The sequence below is a fragment of the Lentibacillus kapialis genome (assembly GCF_014646635.1).
GTDB lineage: Bacteria > Bacillota > Bacilli > Bacillales > Amphibacillaceae > Lentibacillus > Lentibacillus kapialis.
In genome coordinates, this window is the sequence record NZ_BMNQ01000007.1 from 56,255 (window position 1) to 74,192 (window position 17,938).

A 17,938-nucleotide genomic window follows, 5' to 3' on the forward strand; every position below is an offset into this window, starting at 1 on the left:
ATTAGTTACCGGGTTGTCGAAAGGATGGGAAGAGATGCCAAAAGACAAGCTAATCGGGAAATATGATAAACACGTCGACATGTTTAACGCATTATGCACCAGCCGTTTTTGGGAACGTTGGAGAAGGGCGCTTTTAGCAAGTGCCTATGGAAAAGTTTTGGAAGTGGGTGTCGGCAACGGGGCAAACTTCCCATATTACAGCAGGGAGAACGTTCATGTAACAGGGGTGGATTTCAGCCCGGAAATGATTAAAAGTGCCGGACAAACTGCCACCGATTATAAAATGGATGCCGAACTGATACAACAGGATGTGGAAGATTTGACTTTTGAATCGGGTTCATTTGATTGCATTGTATCCACGCTGACGATGTGCGGCTATCCCAATCCAACGGGGGTGTTGAATCAATTTAACCGCTGGTGCCGTGAAGATGGCATCATCCTGTTAATGGAACACGGTATCAGCTCAAATCGTGTTTTGTCGTATACTCAAAAGATGGTCGACCCATTGTTCAAAAAAACCGCCGGCTGCCATTGTGACCGAAATATCATGAAGATTGTTGAGAACTCCGCTCCTAAGGTTGACTATAAGAACAGTTATTGGACAGATATCATAAGTTTAATCTGGGCCAGACCGGTTAAATAATATAGCCTTATCGGTTTGGATGCTAATACAGAATGAGGATGTCTGTCCGACATCCTCATTCTCACTTATTACCTATTTCAGCTTGTTCTTCCGCGAAACGAACAAAGTAATCAAGTGAAGTCTGGTTGTTCAATGACCCTTTATTGACCACTTCATTAACCGGTTTTCCCATCAATATTTTTTTGATCGGTATTTCCAGTTTTTTGCCATTTAGTGTTTTCGGCAGATCAGGCGCTTCGTAAATACCGCTTGGTACGTGCCGTGGTGAGCAATGTTGACGGATCTGTTGTTTAATTGTGTTTTTCACATCATCAGTCAGTTCCTCACCGGTTTTCATCAGGACAAATAATGGTGTATAGGATTCGCCATCACCTTTTGGAACGTCCACAATTAGACTATCACTTACTTTACTGACGTGGTCGACCGCACGATAAATTTCACTCGTACCGATACGAATTCCTCCGCGATTAATAGTCGCATCAGATCGTCCATAAATGACACACGTGCGCCGCTCGGTAATTTTTAAATAATCTCCGTGCCGCCAAATACCCGGGAATACATCGAAGTAGCTGTCATGAAGGCGAGTACCGTCCGGGTCATTCCAAAAATAAATTGGCATGGATGGGAATGGTTCAGTCAGTACAAGTTCACCGACTTCTTCAATTTGCGGGTTGGCATCATCATCAAAACTTTTAATTTTAGCACCAAGTCCGCGGCACTGCAGTTCCCCTGCATATACCGGCAAAATGGGTACACCCAGAATAAATGCTGTACAGACATCGGTTCCCCCGCTTGCTGAGGCAATCCAAAGGTCCTTTTTCACATTATCATAGCACCATTGAAATCCCTCAGGCGGAAGCGGAGACCCAGTTGAACTTATGCTCTTAAGATGGCTCAAGTCGAATTCATCACCAGGTTTCAGGTCCTCATCTTTCATACACGCGGTAATATAGCTTGCACTCGTACCAAAGACTGTCATCTTTGTATCCTGGGCAAACTTCCACAGCATCCGCTTGTCCGGATAGGCCGGGTTGCCGTCGTATAGGATAATCGTACTGCCGGTCAGCAGTCCGCCGACAAGGAAATTCCACATCATCCAGCCTGTGGTGGTAAACCAGAAGAAACGGTCGTCTTCTCCAAGGTCTGCATGAAATGTCAATGCTTTCAGATGTTCAAGCAAAATACCGCCCTGACTTTGCACAATCGGCTTCGGTTTTCCGGTGGTGCCGGAAGAAAATAGTACCCATAGCGGGTCATTGAAGTTCACATGTTCAAAAGTAAGGGTCCCTGATTCCGCAATCGCATCTTCCCATAATGTGACGTTTTTCAGATGACCTGTATCAGGTTGTTTATTCAAATACGGGATAGCGATAGTTGCTTCCAATGTCGGCAACTCGGACTGAATATTCTCCGCGACATCAATCCGATCGAAATCCTTTCCGCTGTAACGGTAGCCATCAACGGTCACCATCACTTTCGGTTCGATTTGTTTGAACCGGTCAATCACGCTTTGAGTGCCAAATTCCGGTGAGGCACTCGACCAGATTGCACCAAGGCTTGCGGTCGCCAAAAACGCCACAATAGTTTCATAGATATTAGCAACATAAGCCACGACACGATCGCCTTTTGCTACACCCATATTTTTAAGGGTTTGCTGCATGGCCGCTGTGTCCTGGTACAGTTTCTGCCATGTAATTTCCTCTGTGCCGCGTAATTCTGACGAATGGATAATAGCCGGCTTTTCATTATCTCGGTCTTTGAAAATATGTTCGGTATAGTTAATAGTCGCTTCCGGAAACCATCCCGTTCCAGGCATCTGATGTGATGTCAGAACTGTTCTATAAGGATTTTCCGCTTGGATATCAAAGTATTCCCATATTGACATCCAGAAATCTTCCAATTCGTCTGTGGACCATTTCCAGAGCGAATGATAGTCACCGAATTGCAGGTTTTTATGTGCGCTTAACCAATTCATATAATCATAGATTTTTGATTGTTGTTTTCGTTTATTATCCGGTTCCCATAACAGGGTACCTTCTTTTATCTCGTTCAATATCCTGCCCCTCCTTTAGACTGCACTCGTTATCTATTATATGAAACCGTTTTCCGTGTGTAAAGGATAAGTAGGGGTTGGGAATTGGAAATGTCATTATGGTTTATGAGCTGTAGGGTATACGTTTCAACAAAATGAAAAGGTCAGGAAGTCATATTATTGGAGTGGCTTTATTCAGGAATAGTGAATTGACAAAGATATTGAAGTTTTTAGCTTCGGTTATTGTTTGTTAAATGTGGTTTTCTATAAATCCCTTAGCTTTGTTTCATGTTCTATGGAGCGTAAAGCAAGGGTTTCCATCGATTTATCCTGCCTTCGATTGCTATCTGAAAGCTCCTGCAGTTTTTCGGAATTCACTGCAACCTGACTAAAGTTTCGGTTGATTTGGTAGTAATTACGATCAATTCGTGCTGCATTGTCACCTATTTTATCTTCAAGCCGTTGAATATCGTCCTTAGAGGCCATGCCGGATAAATCGTCTTTGGTCGCCATGCCAGAGATGTCGTCCTTAGAGGCCATGCCGGATAAATCGTCTTTGGTCGCCATGCCAGAGATGTCGTCCTTAGAGGCCATGCCGGATAAATCCTCTTTGGTCGCCATGCCAGAGATATCGTCCTTAGAAGCCATATCGTATAAATCGTCTTTGGTCGCCATGCCAGAGATATCGTCCTTAGTAGCCACCCCGGATAAGTCATCTTTGGTCGCCATGCCAGAGATGTCGTCCTTAGTAGCCATACCGGGCAAGTCATCTTTGGTCGCCATGCCGGATAAATCGTCTTTGGTCGCCATGCCAGAGATATCATCCTTAGAGGCCATATCGGATAAGTCATCTTTGGTCGCCATGCCAGAGATGTCGTCCTTAGTAGCCATCTCGGACAAGTCATCTTTGGTTGTCATGCCGTAGATATCGTCCTTAGAGGCCATCCCGGACAAGTCATCTTTGGTCGCCATGTTAATTTTGATGCCTCTGATTTCATCGATTAACAGTTGTAAAGTATCTTCCAATCATCTCACCTCCCTTACTCTTCAACAAAGGTTGTTTAAACTATATCACGCTACAACACAGGCTGCAACTTTACATTTAACGTGAATAACACAAAAAAATTGCCATTTTTTCGGCAGAAATGATCACTATTAAGGGTGTTGTCAAAAAATGTCGCATTAAAGTTTCGCAAAATCAAAATATAATCGCTTATTCACGTTTTTCGCCTCATACGTAATATGTTTTGTGACAAGCCAAAATGATGTTGAATCTCATGCGCAGGCTGAGCTTGAATTAGAAAAAACCGGCATTTGCCCGTCTTATACCGAGTGCCAACGTTTTCCTTATAAGGTCGTACATAATTTATAAGAAAACACTCCAGCAAAGTATTTCCGGAGTGCTTTTAGATAGTGGTGATTGCCATAGCTACTGGCTGCGGTCATGTTCAGCAAATTTTATAAACGTATATTCATCTTCAATCAGTCCACATGAACCGCATTGTATTTTATATTCCGGGCCACTATAGGTAATATGAAAAATTTCCGGCTGGCTGTCTGTATAATCCTTTAAAATATCGCCGGTCTGTGGATCCAATTTCACCGGTTTTGCTACTTGTTCGATCATATTAAACCGTGAACGATTTGTTTTACAGTTCGGACAAAGATATTGTTGCGTCATATCAGACACCTCCAAGCCTTATCATTCCAATACTGTAACTTTTTATTCGAAAGCTGCCAGTTGAGTGACATGCATCAGGCAGGTTATGAAAGCCATCGTTTAATTTTCCCAAAAAAGGATTTAGTTGTTTTAGTCTTTTTTTTCACTTTTTCATCAGAGTCATCAATAAAAATATATTCTTTATCAATTGCATAATCATACGCAAGGACTGCCCCGATGTCTGTATCTGATTCCTCATTGGTAACTTCAGTCCAGGGAATGTTATATTTGTTGGCCAGTGCTTTTTCTTCTTTTAGAAACTTATGTGGAACATCACCATTCATCAGCAGTTTGGTATCTTTATTTGCCTTCATTGCCGTCTCCAGATGTTTTAGTCCTTTATCCGACATGACCTGGCCTTTCGTAAGCGCAATTACAATGCGCTCCCTGATTGTTCCCAGGAATTGTTTCCGTTCAGACCGTTTCGTTTGCCGGGAGCCGTAAATTCCTTCTGTCAAATAGTCATCGACATTCTTTTTCCCCATGCTGCCACTTCCTTGTTCAATATTCATGTATTTAGTTTAACCCATGAATCGTTGTCCTGCAAAAAACCACAATTAAAAAATGAAAAGTGCCCCGGAGAGGGGGCACTTTTTATCAGGAATTCCTGTTTTTTACACGTTCTTGGGCTGCGTGTCTTCTAACTTGAGCTATTTTGTCGTTGTGGTCACCAAATTCTACGGAAAATTCAACATCCTTGCTGTCTGTTTTCGCATATTTCGGCGTTTGCGCCAAACGAGCTTTTCCTCTGCGATTCGTCCGATGTTCGTCTCTTCCCATACAATCCACCCCAATCAAAATGGCTTCGTGTTTAGTATGTGCTTAAAACACAGTTATTATGAACGTCTGTCACCGCCCAAAAGATTATATAATCCGCTTGCGATACTTCCTTCTCCTTTATCTGAGCCGCCTTCCTGAGGAGCTGAGGCAAACACTCTACTGGCAAGGCGGCTGAACGGCAGTGATTGCACCCACACTGTCCCCGGGCCTCGCAATGTCGCGAAAAACAGCCCTTCGCCACCAAACAAGGCTGTTTTGACACCGCTGACAAATTTTACATCATAATGAATATCCTGCGTCATCGCAACAAGACAACCGGTGTCAACCCGCAATGTTTCCCCGGGGGTGAGTTCCTTTTTATGCATTGTTCCACCGGCATGTACAAATGCCATTCCATCGCCTTCAAGTTTTTGCATGATAAATCCTTCACCACCGAAAAAGCCCGCGCCTATCTTTTTCTGAAATTCCACTCCGACTGATACACCTTTTGCGGCGGCGAGAAAGGCATCTTTTTGACAAACCAGTTTTCCATTCAAATCACTTAAATCCATCGGCATAATCTTGCCTGGATATGGGGAAGCGAAGGATACGTGTTTTTTAGTGTTCCCTTCATTTGTGAAAGTTGTCATAAATAGGCTTTCACCGGTAATGACACGTTTTCCGGCGCCAATTAACTTTCCCATCAGACCGCTGCCCTGGTTGGATGAACCATCGCCAAATATCGTTTCCATGTGAATTTCCTCATCCATCATCATCAGACTGCCTGCCTCAGCAATCACCGTTTCTTGCGGGTCGAGTTCAACTTCGACGAATTGCATGTCATCCCCGTGAAGCTCATATTCAATTTCATGGTTATTCACGTTTTCCATCCCCTTTTTAGTTGTTACCTGAGTAATACGTGGCAAATCATGAAAAGATTCACATGCTTTACAAATAATTATACGTCTTTTTCATATACTACAAAAGTATACTTGCGTATAAAAATAATGCAGATGCTATTTGTTAGGAGGAATTTGATGCCACTCAATATTACCCAGAAATTGATTAAAGATCATCTGGCTGCCGGGAAGATGACACCTGGTGAAGAGATTGGTCTGAAAATCGATCAGACACTCACTCAGGATGCAACAGGGACATTGGTTATGCTGGAGCTTGAGGCTATGGAACTCGACCGGGCGAAAACCGAAGCATCAGCACAGTATGTCGACCATAACCTGATTCAGGAGGACAGTAAGAATCCCGATGACCATTTGTTTCTTCAAAGTGCCACAGAACGCTTCGGACTGTATTACTCCAGGCCGGGTAATGGTGTGAGTCATCCCGTACATATGCAGCGATTGGCGAAACCAGGCAAAACACTGCTCGGATCTGACAGTCATACGTGTGCTAACGGCTGTATGGGAATGCTCGCAATGGGAGCAGGCGGAATCGATGTGGCAATGGCTATTGCCGGTGAACCGTTTTATGTCAAGATGCCAAAAGTATGGGGAGTCAAGCTCACCGGCAAGTTGCCGGAATGGGTTAGTGCGAAAGATGTTATTCTTGAGCTTCTGCGCAGACACGACGTAAAAGGCGGTGTCGGGTCAGTGATTGAGTATTTTGGCCCGGGCGTTGAAAATTTAAGTGCCATGGACCGTCATGTCATTGCCAATATGGGAGCGGAACTCGGTGCAACAGGTACGGTTTTTCCATCCGATAAAGAAGTCAAGCGATTTATGAAGTCCCAGGACCGCGAAGACGACTGGATTGAGCTAACGGCAGATAAAGGAGCAACGTATGATATCTTGGAAGAGGTCAATCTTTCGGAACTGGAACCACTTATTGCGAAGCCATCAAGTCCGGGGAACGTTGTCGCTGTCAGGGAACTGGCTGGCACACCAATCTACCAGTCATATGTGGGCTCATCCGCCAATCCGGGTTACCGTGATTTTGCCATTGCTGCAGAAATTGTAAATGGTAAGAATATTGCTGATGGGGTGTCATTTGATATAAACCCGACATCAAGGCAGATGCTGACAGATTTAGTGAAGGAGAGTCATATTGCCAGCCTGCTGCAGTCCGGGGCACGGATGCACCAGGCTGGGTGCAACGGTTGTATTGGTATGGGACAGGCACCTGCGACAGGGCGAAACAGCCTGCGTACAACGCCGCGAAATTTTCCCGGCCGCTCCGGGACGCGGGAAGATAGTGTGTTCCTGTGCAGTCCGGAAACAGCCGCGGCATCTGCATTGACAGGGAAGATTACCGATCCGCGCACTCTTGAAGCGGAAATTCCTAAAATAAAGGAGCCCAAACACGCAACAGCGCATATGGATTTGCTTGATGCGCCACTTCCATATGAACAAGCGAAAAATGTTGAGCTAAACAAGGGACCAAATATCGCTTCCATACCTAAGATGGACGAGATGCCTGACAAGATGGAATTGCCAATACTTCTGAAAATGGACGACAACATATCAACTGATGAGATTTTGGCCGGCGGGGCTCGCGTGCTTCCGTATCGGAGTAACTTGCCCGAGATCAGCAAGTTTACGTTCGAAATAATTGACGCCACGTACTACAAACGTGGAAAGGCAACTGTCGAGGACGGAGGTCACGCGATTGTTGGCGGTTTTAATTACGGTCAGGGCTCCAGTCGTGAACATGCTGCCCTGGCACCGCGATACCTGGGGTTGCGAGTTGCACTCGTGAAAGATTTTGCCCGAATACACTGGCAAAATCTCGTGAATTTCGGTGTGCTGCCACTCACGTTTGTCAATGAAGAGGACTTTGATTTGCTTTCAGCGGGCGATGTTCTTGAGCTCTCAGATTTACGGAATAAAATTCAGCAAGGGAATGAATTTTCTGTTGATGTAAAAGATAAGCATGAACAAATCAATGTGCAGCACAGTCTTTCTGAACGTCAGGTTGAGATTATGCTGAAAGGCGGCATCATTAATTGGGTAAAAGACCGGCAACAGATAGGAGGGTAACCCATGGCACGTGAAAATACATGCAAAGCCTGTGAAGGAACAGGCATGCTTTCCGATGATGAAGGCTGGCAATACAATTGCAGTGTGTGCGGTGGAGACGGGGTACGTGATATTGAGGATATCTCCAGATCGGCACGTGTTATGTCAGTTGATGAAAATAATCGGCTGCTGGATTGATAAACACACTGTGGAACATAGTGGCCGAGTAGCTAAAATACGAAAAAAGAGGAATCGGGCTGTTTAGCCGATTCCTCTTTTTTTGACCACTTTCAACAGTTTAATGCGGCATTGTGCCCTGGGTTGGGGCGTAGCTTTGCTGGAATGCCTGCATATCTTGCTGCTGCAGCTGGGGTACTTGATAGTATTGGTTCTTGTTTTGATAAAGGAATACTTCATAGGCCATTTCAATCAAGTTAGGAACACTATCTGCCAGCACACGTCGCATGACGGGGTTGGTCATTTCCAGTGACGCATTCGTAAAAGCTGTTGCAGCTGATTTTAACGAACCCATCATAAAGCCGGAAATCTTTTCGTCATTGATTTCGCTTACTGACTGAATGGGTGTCGATGGTTGTGACGGAGGCTGCATACCGTACATAACGTTGTTGTTCTGGTCCATTTTATAGGACTGGGTATCGACAGCCGGATCTTGTCCGGATTGATACGTGTCCACAATCGTATTATAAAGCTGGTTGCAAAAAGTCCGATGCTTCTGTGACATTGTCTGCAGCTCTGGGTCCTGGATGTGCTGTTCATATAGCACATACTGATCCAATGCACCGGTTAGCGATGATAAAGCTTCATGACCATCAAACATGTCATGGCCGCCGTAATGCTGTTGTGGTGGCAGTTGCGTCGTGTCTGTGAAATTTTGCTGCTGGTTAAGCATCAACATAACCTCCTAAAAGTATTCATTGTTATTTTGGACGAAGCAGGTTCTGTTATGTATGATTTGAGCCTTCCATTTCTTTACTTTGGCGAAGTATCTTATAGCTTGCCAGGTCGCGCAGGAGCATTCGTGCGAGGACGCCGCAAACTTGAGCGGGAACGCCGCAAACTTGAGCGAGAACGCCACGAACTCGTGCGAAAGCACCACAAAAGCGGTCCAGGACAAGTCTTCACTAATAGAAAGTAAAAATGCTTGATTACCCCCCCTTTTCCTGAATTTGTTTCGATTGTAGGTATTGGAAGGGTTTATCATAAAATTTTTCAAAATGGCTTCATTAAACATTGTTGAATAGGTATAATTTTAGATTATGAAGGGTATGCCCCATGGCTGTGCGTGATTTACTCAGTGATAAGGAGTTGTTATATAGTGTCTGCAGAAGATAAAAAAGAAAACATTGAAGTGTGGGAAGACCTTGTTCATATCAAAGATTTGACCATAAGCCTGGCCATTTGCAGTGTGACATCACTTGGCGGATACCTGATTGCGCCAGATAGTCAGCAGCCGCTCATTTACGGGCTGATCGGTGCAGTGTCAGGCTTTATTATCAGCACGATTATCGTTACACCAAAACGAAACTTCAGTTATACAGATGAGGAGTAGGCGTTATGGATATTGTTTTAATTGGACAAATGGCTGCTGCAGCAATGTTTGGCGCTGCGTTATATACAATTATCGGGATTGCCCCCGGCACCGATGAAACGGCCGTGCTCGCCCCGGTTACGCTTGTGCTTGTTATTTCCGGTCTTGAGCCGATTCTCGTTTTGACATTTTTTATAGCAGCCATTGTAGCAAAAAAATTGACCGATTCCATTCCGGTTGCAGTTGCCGGTATTCCGGGCGGTGTCATGTCCGCACCAATGGTTGAGCATGCGATGATTTTGAAAAAATACGGGAAACCGGATGTAAGTATCCGAAAAATGGCTTCGGGCTCGGTCATTGGAACGATCATTTCAGTGCCATTGAGCCTTCTTCTGGCGACAGCATTGGTGCCGTTGGCTGATGTTATCGAGCAGTATTCAAGTCAGATATTTTTTCTTGGGGCCATTTTCCTCGCATTGATGACGAAGAATCGCTGGTTTGCAGTTTTGTCGATTGTTCCTTTTGCATTCATCATTCAGGGACTGCGGAATTTGTACTGGGAACTGGATATTGTGCCTGAAGATACAACGGTCTTCACATCATTTTTCCTTGGCATTACAATCGGACCGGTTATTTTAAAATTATTTGAGCTGCTGAATGGATCCATTAGAAAAAGTTTGCCCCGTTATGGTACAAAAACCATTGAGATGCGACGTACTAAAGCTGAAAAAGGTTTTCCGAATCCATTCAAAATTCTGGATAAACATGAAACGATTTCAAGTGCTATCAGTTCAGTATTTGGAGTGCTTACCTTTTTCATGAGCCCTGTCGGCATGACGATCTTTCTCGGTGAAATGGTTGCCAGTCGCATCAAGGATCCAGTCAAGCGTGCAGCTCGTGCAATCTCCAGTATGGACGGTCTGACGAACGCAGCATATCTGTCGGGTACGCTTGTCCCGTTGATTGCTATAGGCTATCCGCTGTCCCCAACAGCTCTGGGTCCGGGCCATGCGTTATTTAATGCGCCGCCCGTCTATACATATGAACATAATCTGCATCACATCCTATCGATGAACGACTTTGTGGTGGCAACAGTTATCGGATCTGTGATTGCAATCGGTTTGACGTTCTTTATCACCATCAAATACGCGCAGCAGATATGCGCGTTTGTTTTTAAATATATACCGCATGAGGCGATGCTGGGGCTGTTTTTCGGTCTAGTGATGATGCTCGCTTACATGGATGCTGGTGCTCTGAACATTGCCGGTGTTCTGTTAATCGGACTTGTAGCAGGTTTTCTGCACCGAAAAGGTGTCAATTATGGTGTTCAGTTTATGACATTATACGCAGCGCCATGGCTTGTGGGATTGATATTTTAGACGGACTCTTTCATCGTGGTGAAACCTTATTTTGACCATCACCGTAGTACTGGCAGATGACGAGGGGGGATTCCTGTGAGACGTTCGTTATTTATGCTATGTTTGGTCATTTTTATGCTGGCAGTAGCTGCCGGATGCAGTGATGATGGTTATAAAGGAGATGATGCAATCGTGAACGGCAAATGGACAGGGGCCATTGATGCCCCCAATCAACAGCTTGATATCATGGTTAATCTAAATAATGATAATGAATGGTCGGGAACCATCAGCATTCCAGTTCAGGGTATTAAGGATTACCCACTCACTTCGGTTACAGTCGACGGTTCGGAAATCACCTTTTTCATGGAAATTCAGGGGCAGCAGATGTCATTTGACGGCGAATATAAGAATGATATGATTGAAGGCAATTTCAGTCAGCAAGGACAGACTTTTCCGTTTAAGTTAACAAAAGGTGACCCTGTGAATGAAAAGGATGAGAATTTTTTAAGTGTGAAAACAGGTGAAGCAACGCTTTATGGGGAACTGGAGGAGCCTGAAGGGGAAGGACCTTTTCCGGTTATGTTGATTATACCCGGCTCAGGACCGACTGATCGCAATGGTAATTCAAACGCCATTGAGGGTAAAAATAACAGCTTAAAGATGCTGGCTAAAAGGTTGGCCGAACAGGGAATAGCTAGTGTACGCTATGATAAACGAGGAGTTGGGAAGAATCTAGAGGCAGCCATTCCGGAAAACGAACTCAAGTTTGATCAATTTGTGACTGATGCGGTACAGTGGACAGAGCTGTTGGAACAGAAGGAGACGTTTTCAGGCATTGGTATAATCGGACACAGTCAAGGTTCACTGGTAGGCATGCTGACAGCACAAGAAGGGTATGCTGATCTCTTCATTTCACTTGCCGGGGCCGGTCGTTCAATTGATCAGGTGCTATATGAGCAATTGCAAAGCCAACTGTCTGAGGAATCACTACTGAAAGCGGAAAGTATTCTTAAAAAGTTGAAACAAGGTGAAAACGAGCAGGATGTGAGCCGGGAATTGCAAAGTGTCTTTCGCCCGTCACTTCAAGAATTTATAGGTTCGTGGATCCAGTATGATCCGGCTGATGAAATCGCTGCACTTGAGGTGCCGGCATTAATTGTTGGTGGCGGCCGCGATTTGCAGGTTCCGGAAAGTGAAGCAGAATTATTGCACAAGGCCCAGCCGAATGCTGATCTGTTGATTCTTGACAAAATGAATCATATATTAAAAGAGGCGCCGGAGGATGAAGTGGACAATCTCAAGACATACAGCAATCCAGATCTTCCATTGGCGGATGGACTGACGGATGGGATCGTCGACTTTTTACAGGAAAATGATTTTTTAAAATAGAAAGTGTTTAAACTTGCCGGGGCTCCAAATGAATTAATTAGGTTTTCTAAATTCGTTTTCAACTGACGGGATGTAGTATAATAGTGGAAGGAAAAGAGAATGGGGGGATTGGGAATGGAGGATAAACAACCGATTCAAATGGACGAGCGGATTCATTTGATCGATGGCTTTGATTTGGGTGTATCTGAACGTACAGGTACATATGTGATTAATGAGGATGAGCTCACACTTATCGAAACCGGGCCAAGTCCGTCGGTGAAATATATTAAAAAAGGATTGGATGATCTTGGTTTTTCGCTTGAAGATGTGGCATATATCATCGTGACACATGTTCATCTCGATCATGCCGGCGGGGTCGGGCTGTTGATAGAAGATTGTCCGAATGCAACTGTCATTGTGCATCCAAAAGGGGCCAGGCATTTGGTGAATCCGAAAAAGCTGGCTGCAGGTGCCAGAGGTGTCTATGGCGACAGTTTTACCGAATTGTTTGATCCAATCGTGCCACTTCCTGAAGATCGCCTGATTAAAAAGGGCGAGGGGGAGATACTAACAATTGGCAATAACTGCACATTGGAATTTTTTGATACACCCGGTCATGCCAGACATCATTTTAGCGTTTATGATCCTATTACCAATGGCTTGTTCACCGGTGATACAGTTGGTATTCGGTATAAGCAGCTGATTGATGAGGGAATTGACTTCTTTCTGCCATCAACTTCCCCGAACCATTTTGACCCAAGTGCTATGCATGCATCCATAGACCGCATCCGAAACATGAATCTCGACAGGATTTATTACGGACATTTCGGCATGACAGAAGATGTTAATCAAGCGCTTAGTCAAGTCTCAGAGTGGCTTGATATTTTTGTTGGAATTGGCGAAGAGGCGATGTCGGAAGGAAAAGGTTATGATGTTCTGGCATCACGCATGCTAGAGCAGGTCAGGGGTGATCTATCGATAAAAGGTTTGCGCACGGATCATGAAATCTACATCCTGCTAAATTTGGACATGCAGGTGTGTGCCCTTGGTATGATTGATTACTTTAACAAATTGAAGCAATAACTAAGGCTAAAAGGACAGGTCTTCCTGTAAAAGACCGGAATTGAAAACGTGTTCTCACTGCACAATCTCACGTAAAGGAGGGCGGTGTTCCTCTATAACATGTCAATCCGGGGAATTACCATGTAAGATGAAAATCATAACCATTGTAATACAGATCGGGTTCTTATACGTTTTTTATTTTGCTGGCAGCTTGTTGCAGAATCTTATGGATTTGCCTATCCCGGGCAGTATAGTTGGCTTATTGCTTCTATTTGCTTCTTTGCTGTTGAAAATATGTCCCATTCAATGGGTAGAGAAGGGCTCGGTCTTTTTATTGAAGTATTTACCGCTGTTATTTGTTCCTGCCACTGCCGGTGTGATGAAGTATTTTGATCTCTTCGGTGGCTACACTGTTTGGCTCTTTGTCGTTACCATTATTAGCACTCTGCTTGTCATGATTTTTGCTGGACATACGAGTCGGTTATTGGCAAGATACGGGGGAAAGCGAAAGGAGAAAGCGGAATGTCACAAGCACTTATCGGAATCATCTTCATAAGCCTAACAGTTTTCATTTATATATTTATGACCCGATTATATCATCGATTTCATTTACCGTTTCTAATTCCCGCTTTAACATCGACTTTTGCCGTTGTGTTCCTCTTATTGCTGCTGGGGGTTTCGTATGATACGTATATGATTGGCGGACAATGGATTGATGCGCTGCTTGGACCAGCCATCGTGGCGCTTGCATACCCTTTATACAATCAGCGGCATCTTTTGGTTAAAAATTTATATCCGATTTTGGGCGGAGTATTCGTCGGATCTTTGACTGGCATTTTTAGCGGGTTGTTATTGGCTCAGTCACTTGGATTTACTGAAAAGCTGCTTTTTTCACTTTTGCCTAAATCGGTCACAACCCCTGTAGCAATGCAGATCGCTGATGGATTGGGCGGACTGCCCTCGCTTACGGTCCTGTTTGTTATGACAGCAGGATTTACGGGCGTAGTAATCGGACCTTATTTTCTTCACTGGTTCAGGCTTGATGATTCATTGGAAAAAGGGATGGCTTTCGGCAGTGCATCTCATGTCATTGGAACGTCAAAGGCTGTTGAATATGGTGACTATACAACTTCGGTGAGTTCCGTTGCGATGACCTTAAGCGCCGTTGCGTGTTCCATTTTCGGACCATTGGTTGTTTTGTTGTTTTATGCTTAATGTTGATAATTGCTAAGCCAAGCTCGTCGAAGAAGTTACCACAGGTTTCAAATGAACACTTTAAAAATTTGGGTTCTTTAAATCGCTGTTTCAATTCATTCAGCCGGATCATAATACATCCCCCGATTACCGATTATTTTCATTTTACCTTCACGTTTTGTCCGCTCGACGCTTGGCTTTGTGATTTCGGTTAAAGCGCTTTGTTCATCTTGTGATCGAATTCTTGAACGCCGGATTCTTGGTTTTCCAGCTCGTTGGCTGAATGTTCGATACAAAATAATAAGTCAGGCCATGCCTGACTTATTACTTTGTATAGTTCAGTTTCTGTAATAAAGCGTTTTTGTCTCTTGCGAAGCCATGTTCCAAAAGGTATCCTGTCATTTCATTCTCCGTCTTCAGCGAGTTATTGTAAACATTTGTGATGTCCTCTTCACTGTCCGGCCCAAGCAGAATACTGCTCCTTTTTGGTATAAATTTTTGATTTGGCTGAAGTTGTCACAGATTCGGCTCAAGTTCACAATTTTTTGGCGCAAATGTTCACAAATAAAATGTATTACGCCTCATCCTCCGTCCGCATAAACGTCAGCACAGCAAACAATACAAAACTAAGCAGCATAATGGAACCGCCGACAATAAAGAATACGGTCACCAGCCCGTCAGCGAATCCGAATGGATGTAAATAATAGAACCACATGCCGGCGGTCAGGCCGATCGCCCCGATAATTGCTGACCAGACATGTAGCGTGGCGATGATAGTTTTGGCTGGCGTGAAGATTTTGTAATAAACTGCCCAGGCAAATAAGGTCAGCCAGCCGACAACAAGAATGTGGGCGTGTACTGTCTTAAATGCCAGGCTGCCGGCACCTGCCATATGCGATCCGATAAAAGCACCAAGAACTGCGAAAAGGGCGGAGAATCTAAGCAAAACCTTACTATATTTATTCACTATCAGCTCTCTCCTTATGAATAATGATTCAACATTCCTTTTAAGTGTATAACTTGTATATGAATAGCGGATGAACATCATATTTCAATTCAAACATCTACACAGATTTCACCTCTCGCGGATACATTTCCAGGAGTTTGCTTTCGATTTGAATAGCTGCATCTCCCATATTTGCAGCATCAAGCGCTTTTGTTTTATCTTGCGGGTACTTTCCGGCCATATGCTCATACCTCGGGTCATAGTAATATGCTAGCAACAGTTGGATGACGTGATGATAATTTCCCCTCTTTAAATCATCATTAATCTGTTTGGCGATTGGTGTATGAATTCGTTTCTTGATGCGGTCGAACGCTTCGATGAACTTGTCCGGCTCGTTCCAGGGCTGATAGTCGTCCAGGATATTCCGAATGCGTTGTTCCATCGGCAGATTGATGAACAGCTGTATACTTTGTTCTTTTTTATGGAACAAAAATTCGGGCATGGTGACTTTGCCGATCCGCTTACTTTCACCTTCCATTAAAACAAACGGCGCATTCCGGAATTTGTGCATCACTTGAATAAGCTGGGATTCAAATTCTTTCTGGATATTGGGTTCAAGTCCGATATGTCCGAAGATAGATCCCCGGTGTGCAGCCATTCCTTCCAAATCAATCACCGGGTAACCCTTATCAGCGAGCTGATGAAGAAGCTTTGTTTTGCCTGTTCCAGTATTGCCGTTCAACACGACAAGATCAGGCGGAAACTCTGCCTTTTCGAGTTCGGCGACCACCCATTGCCGATATGCGCGTACACCACCTTGAAGCCTGTTCACATCAATACCCATTAAGTCAACCAACGTTGCAGCTGTTTTGCTGCGCATGCCGCCGCGCCAGCAGAATACGGTTTTGGGCGTGTCAATCTGCCGGAATTTGGCGATGAACTCAGGCAGTTTGGCCGACATAATCTCCAACCCGCGTTCTTTTGCTTCCTTCTTGCCCACCTGCTTATAAAGCGTACCAACTTCCGCGCGCTCCTCGTCTGTAAACACCGGTATATTGATGCTGCCTGGTATGGTTGTTTCGTTATACTCTTTAGGTGAACGGACATCAATGATGGTGTGGTTTTCGCTATGCTGTTTTTTGAGCAACTCTTTTAATGTTATATCATGAAACATATTATGATCACTCCCTGACTAATCGACTGTGATATGACCATTGTTGCCATCTGAAATGTCGCCTATGATTTGCGCTTCGATACCGTTTTGCTGTAATTCAGTGAGAAGGGCGTCAGCATCATTGCTGTCCGCTGACATGAGCAGTCCGCCCGAGGTAACCGCATCACACATAATATATTTATCCAGTTGGTCGAGCTCTTTTGAGAATGATACAATCTCGTTGATATGGCTAAAGTTGCTTTTCGTCCCGCCTGGTATCACACCGGATTCGGCCAGTTCCTTCACCCGCGGCAGGACAGGGACGGATTTTGAATCGATCCGTACTTCCACATTGCTCCCGGCTGCTATTTCCGATGCGTGGCCAAGCAAGCCGAAACCGGTGACATCGGTACTGGCATTGACATTGAAATCGTTCATCGTTTCGGAAGCTGTTTTGTTCAACGTTGTCATAACGTGTGTAACCCGGTCAATTTCATCCTGGTTCAGCAAATCTCTTTTCAGGGAACTGCTCATAATGCCGACACCGATCGGCTTTGTTAAAATCAGCTTGTCCCCCGGTTTGGCTCCAGTATTGGTTTTGATGTTATCAGGATGAACGGTTCCTGTTACAGCCAGTCCGAATTTTGGTTCCTGATCCTCAATCGAATGGCCGCCGACAAGCGAGACGCCGGCCTCTTTCAATTTATCACCAGCCCCGCGCAGAATGTCTGCAAGGATGTTTTCATCCAGTGTGGAAATGGGGAAAGCCACGATATTTAAAGCTGTAATCGGTGTGCCGCCCATCGCATACACATCGCTGATCGCATTGGCGGCAGCTACCTGGCCAAATGCATATGGATCATCGACAATCGGTGTGAAAAAGTCGACGGTCTGAACAAGTGCAAGTTCATCGGTTAGTTGATAAACACCCGCATCGTCATTTGTATCCAGCCCGACCAGTAAATTCGGATTCGGAACAGTTTGCGGTAGCGAGTGCAGAACATTTTCAAGATCGGCCGGGCCAATTTTGCATCCGCAGCCGCCTTTGGAGGAGAGTGATGTCAGTTTAACGGCACTTGCCATGTTAATCATCCTTTCAGTAAACTCATAATCTCTATTTTATCATAGACGGATTCATATATGTTTTTAACAATACATAAACGAAAATGACTATTGACTTCT

Annotated in this window: 20 protein-coding genes; 9 read left to right on the forward strand and 11 right to left on the reverse strand. The window is 44.5% G+C overall.

The features are described 5' to 3' along the window. Positions 1 to 34: 34 nt before the first annotated feature. Positions 35 to 643, forward strand: a complete 609-nt coding sequence (locus IEW67_RS04795; protein WP_188631926.1) for a class I SAM-dependent methyltransferase — start codon at positions 35 to 37, stop codon at positions 641 to 643. A gap of 61 nt (positions 644 to 704) precedes the next feature. Here the strand turns inward: IEW67_RS04795 and IEW67_RS04800 are convergent, their stop codons facing one another. From IEW67_RS04800 to IEW67_RS04825, 6 genes are all read right to left on the reverse strand, one after another. Next, a complete protein-coding gene (locus IEW67_RS04800; RefSeq protein WP_188631927.1) occupies positions 705 to 2,696 on the reverse strand; it encodes an acetoacetate--CoA ligase in 1,992 nt (663 codons plus the stop codon). A gap of 243 nt (positions 2,697 to 2,939) precedes the next feature. Beyond that, a complete protein-coding gene (locus IEW67_RS04805) occupies positions 2,940 to 3,701 on the reverse strand; it encodes a hypothetical protein (protein ID WP_188631928.1) in 762 nt (253 codons plus the stop codon). Between the two features lie 403 nt (positions 3,702 to 4,104). Next, on the reverse strand, positions 4,105 to 4,356 hold the full coding sequence (locus tag IEW67_RS04810) for a DNA alkylation repair protein (RefSeq protein ID WP_188631929.1): 252 nt from the start codon (positions 4,354 to 4,356) through the stop codon (positions 4,105 to 4,107). Positions 4,357 to 4,439: 83 nt separating this feature from the next. After that, positions 4,440 to 4,880, reverse strand: a complete 441-nt coding sequence (locus tag IEW67_RS04815) for a YueI family protein (protein WP_188631930.1) — start codon at positions 4,878 to 4,880, stop codon at positions 4,440 to 4,442. Between the two features lie 112 nt (positions 4,881 to 4,992). Beyond that, positions 4,993 to 5,175: a YfhD family protein gene (locus IEW67_RS04820; protein ID WP_188631931.1), complete on the reverse strand. Its 183-nt coding sequence runs from the start codon at positions 5,173 to 5,175 to the stop codon at positions 4,993 to 4,995. A gap of 56 nt (positions 5,176 to 5,231) precedes the next feature. Then, complete coding sequence (locus IEW67_RS04825; RefSeq protein WP_188631932.1) at positions 5,232 to 6,035, reverse strand: TIGR00266 family protein; 804 nt, start codon at positions 6,033 to 6,035, stop codon at positions 5,232 to 5,234. A 156-nt stretch (positions 6,036 to 6,191) separates the two neighbouring features. On the opposite strand from IEW67_RS04825, the gene IEW67_RS04830 reads away from it, so the two are divergent. After that, the gene (locus IEW67_RS04830; RefSeq protein ID WP_188631933.1) at positions 6,192 to 8,147 is read left to right on the forward strand and encodes an aconitate hydratase; all 1,956 of its coding nucleotides are present in this window, start codon (positions 6,192 to 6,194) and stop codon (positions 8,145 to 8,147) included. 3 nt (positions 8,148 to 8,150) lie between these two features. Beyond that, the gene (locus tag IEW67_RS04835) at positions 8,151 to 8,324 is read left to right on the forward strand and encodes a hypothetical protein (protein WP_188631934.1); all 174 of its coding nucleotides are present in this window, start codon (positions 8,151 to 8,153) and stop codon (positions 8,322 to 8,324) included. Between the two features lie 100 nt (positions 8,325 to 8,424). Here IEW67_RS04835 and IEW67_RS04840 read toward each other — a convergent pair whose 3' ends face one another. Then, positions 8,425 to 9,036: a spore coat protein gene (locus tag IEW67_RS04840; RefSeq protein WP_188631935.1), complete on the reverse strand. Its 612-nt coding sequence runs from the start codon at positions 9,034 to 9,036 to the stop codon at positions 8,425 to 8,427. Between the two features lie 12 nt (positions 9,037 to 9,048). Continuing rightward, positions 9,049 to 9,360: a hypothetical protein gene (locus tag IEW67_RS04845; RefSeq protein ID WP_188631936.1), complete on the reverse strand. Its 312-nt coding sequence runs from the start codon at positions 9,358 to 9,360 to the stop codon at positions 9,049 to 9,051. A 102-nt stretch (positions 9,361 to 9,462) separates the two neighbouring features. On the opposite strand from IEW67_RS04845, the gene IEW67_RS04850 reads away from it, so the two are divergent. From IEW67_RS04850 to IEW67_RS04875, 6 genes are all read left to right on the forward strand, one after another. Beyond that, positions 9,463 to 9,696 (forward strand): hypothetical protein, encoded by a 234-nt coding sequence (locus IEW67_RS04850; RefSeq protein ID WP_188631937.1) that lies wholly within the window; start codon positions 9,463 to 9,465, stop codon positions 9,694 to 9,696. Between the two features lie 5 nt (positions 9,697 to 9,701). Further along, a complete protein-coding gene (locus IEW67_RS04855; protein WP_188631938.1) occupies positions 9,702 to 11,054 on the forward strand; it encodes a tripartite tricarboxylate transporter permease in 1,353 nt (450 codons plus the stop codon). Between the two features lie 75 nt (positions 11,055 to 11,129). Next, positions 11,130 to 12,422 carry an alpha/beta hydrolase gene (locus IEW67_RS04860; RefSeq protein WP_188631939.1) on the forward strand — a complete coding sequence of 431 codons (1,293 nt, stop codon included), beginning with the start codon at positions 11,130 to 11,132 and terminating at the stop codon, positions 12,420 to 12,422. A gap of 114 nt (positions 12,423 to 12,536) precedes the next feature. Beyond that, positions 12,537 to 13,484: an MBL fold metallo-hydrolase gene (locus IEW67_RS04865; protein ID WP_188631940.1), complete on the forward strand. Its 948-nt coding sequence runs from the start codon at positions 12,537 to 12,539 to the stop codon at positions 13,482 to 13,484. A 127-nt stretch (positions 13,485 to 13,611) separates the two neighbouring features. Then, positions 13,612 to 14,019, forward strand: a complete 408-nt coding sequence (locus IEW67_RS04870; RefSeq protein WP_188631941.1) for a CidA/LrgA family protein — start codon at positions 13,612 to 13,614, stop codon at positions 14,017 to 14,019. Next, entirely contained in the window at positions 13,986 to 14,678 is a 693-nt protein-coding gene (locus IEW67_RS04875) for an LrgB family protein (RefSeq protein ID WP_188631942.1), read from the forward strand. The genes IEW67_RS04870 and IEW67_RS04875 overlap by 34 nt, the downstream gene beginning before the upstream one ends. A gap of 553 nt (positions 14,679 to 15,231) precedes the next feature. Here the strand turns inward: IEW67_RS04875 and IEW67_RS04880 are convergent. The 3 genes from IEW67_RS04880 to selD all read right to left on the reverse strand — a co-directional run bounded on the left by IEW67_RS04880 (position 15,232) and on the right by selD (position 17,848). Further along, positions 15,232 to 15,624, reverse strand: a complete 393-nt coding sequence (locus IEW67_RS04880; protein ID WP_188631943.1) for a hypothetical protein — start codon at positions 15,622 to 15,624, stop codon at positions 15,232 to 15,234. A gap of 97 nt (positions 15,625 to 15,721) precedes the next feature. Beyond that, positions 15,722 to 16,777, reverse strand: coding sequence for a tRNA 2-selenouridine(34) synthase MnmH (gene mnmH, locus IEW67_RS04885; protein ID WP_188631944.1), 1,056 nt, complete (start codon positions 16,775 to 16,777; stop codon positions 15,722 to 15,724). A gap of 18 nt (positions 16,778 to 16,795) precedes the next feature. After that, positions 16,796 to 17,848: a selenide, water dikinase SelD gene (selD, locus tag IEW67_RS04890; RefSeq protein ID WP_373288487.1), complete on the reverse strand. Its 1,053-nt coding sequence runs from the start codon at positions 17,846 to 17,848 to the stop codon at positions 16,796 to 16,798. Positions 17,849 to 17,938: the final 90 nt, after the last annotated feature.

What these genes read in the sequence shown, in the direction of transcription:
- IEW67_RS04830 (WP_188631933.1), top strand. Translation starts at nt 6,192, where the DNA reads ATGCCACTCAATATTACCCAGAAATTGATTAAAGATCATCTGGCTGCC.
- selD (WP_373288487.1), bottom strand. Translation starts at nt 17,848, where the DNA reads ATGATTAACATGGCAAGTGCCGTTAAACTGACATCACTCTCCTCCAAA.
- IEW67_RS04835 (WP_188631934.1), top strand. Translation starts at nt 8,151, where the DNA reads ATGGCACGTGAAAATACATGCAAAGCCTGTGAAGGAACAGGCATGCTT.
- IEW67_RS04855 (WP_188631938.1), top strand. Translation starts at nt 9,702, where the DNA reads ATGGATATTGTTTTAATTGGACAAATGGCTGCTGCAGCAATGTTTGGC.
- IEW67_RS04795 (WP_188631926.1), top strand. Translation starts at nt 35, where the DNA reads ATGCCAAAAGACAAGCTAATCGGGAAATATGATAAACACGTCGACATG.
- IEW67_RS04840 (WP_188631935.1), bottom strand. Translation starts at nt 9,036, where the DNA reads ATGCTTAACCAGCAGCAAAATTTCACAGACACGACGCAACTGCCACCA.
- IEW67_RS04870 (WP_188631941.1), top strand. Translation starts at nt 13,612, where the DNA reads ATGAAAATCATAACCATTGTAATACAGATCGGGTTCTTATACGTTTTT.
- IEW67_RS04820 (WP_188631931.1), bottom strand. Translation starts at nt 5,175, where the DNA reads ATGGGAAGAGACGAACATCGGACGAATCGCAGAGGAAAAGCTCGTTTG.
- IEW67_RS04865 (WP_188631940.1), top strand. Translation starts at nt 12,537, where the DNA reads ATGGAGGATAAACAACCGATTCAAATGGACGAGCGGATTCATTTGATC.
- IEW67_RS04875 (WP_188631942.1), top strand. Translation starts at nt 13,986, where the DNA reads ATGTCACAAGCACTTATCGGAATCATCTTCATAAGCCTAACAGTTTTC.
- mnmH (WP_188631944.1), bottom strand. Translation starts at nt 16,777, where the DNA reads ATGTTTCATGATATAACATTAAAAGAGTTGCTCAAAAAACAGCATAGC.
- IEW67_RS04810 (WP_188631929.1), bottom strand. Translation starts at nt 4,356, where the DNA reads ATGACGCAACAATATCTTTGTCCGAACTGTAAAACAAATCGTTCACGG.
- IEW67_RS04815 (WP_188631930.1), bottom strand. Translation starts at nt 4,880, where the DNA reads ATGGGGAAAAAGAATGTCGATGACTATTTGACAGAAGGAATTTACGGC.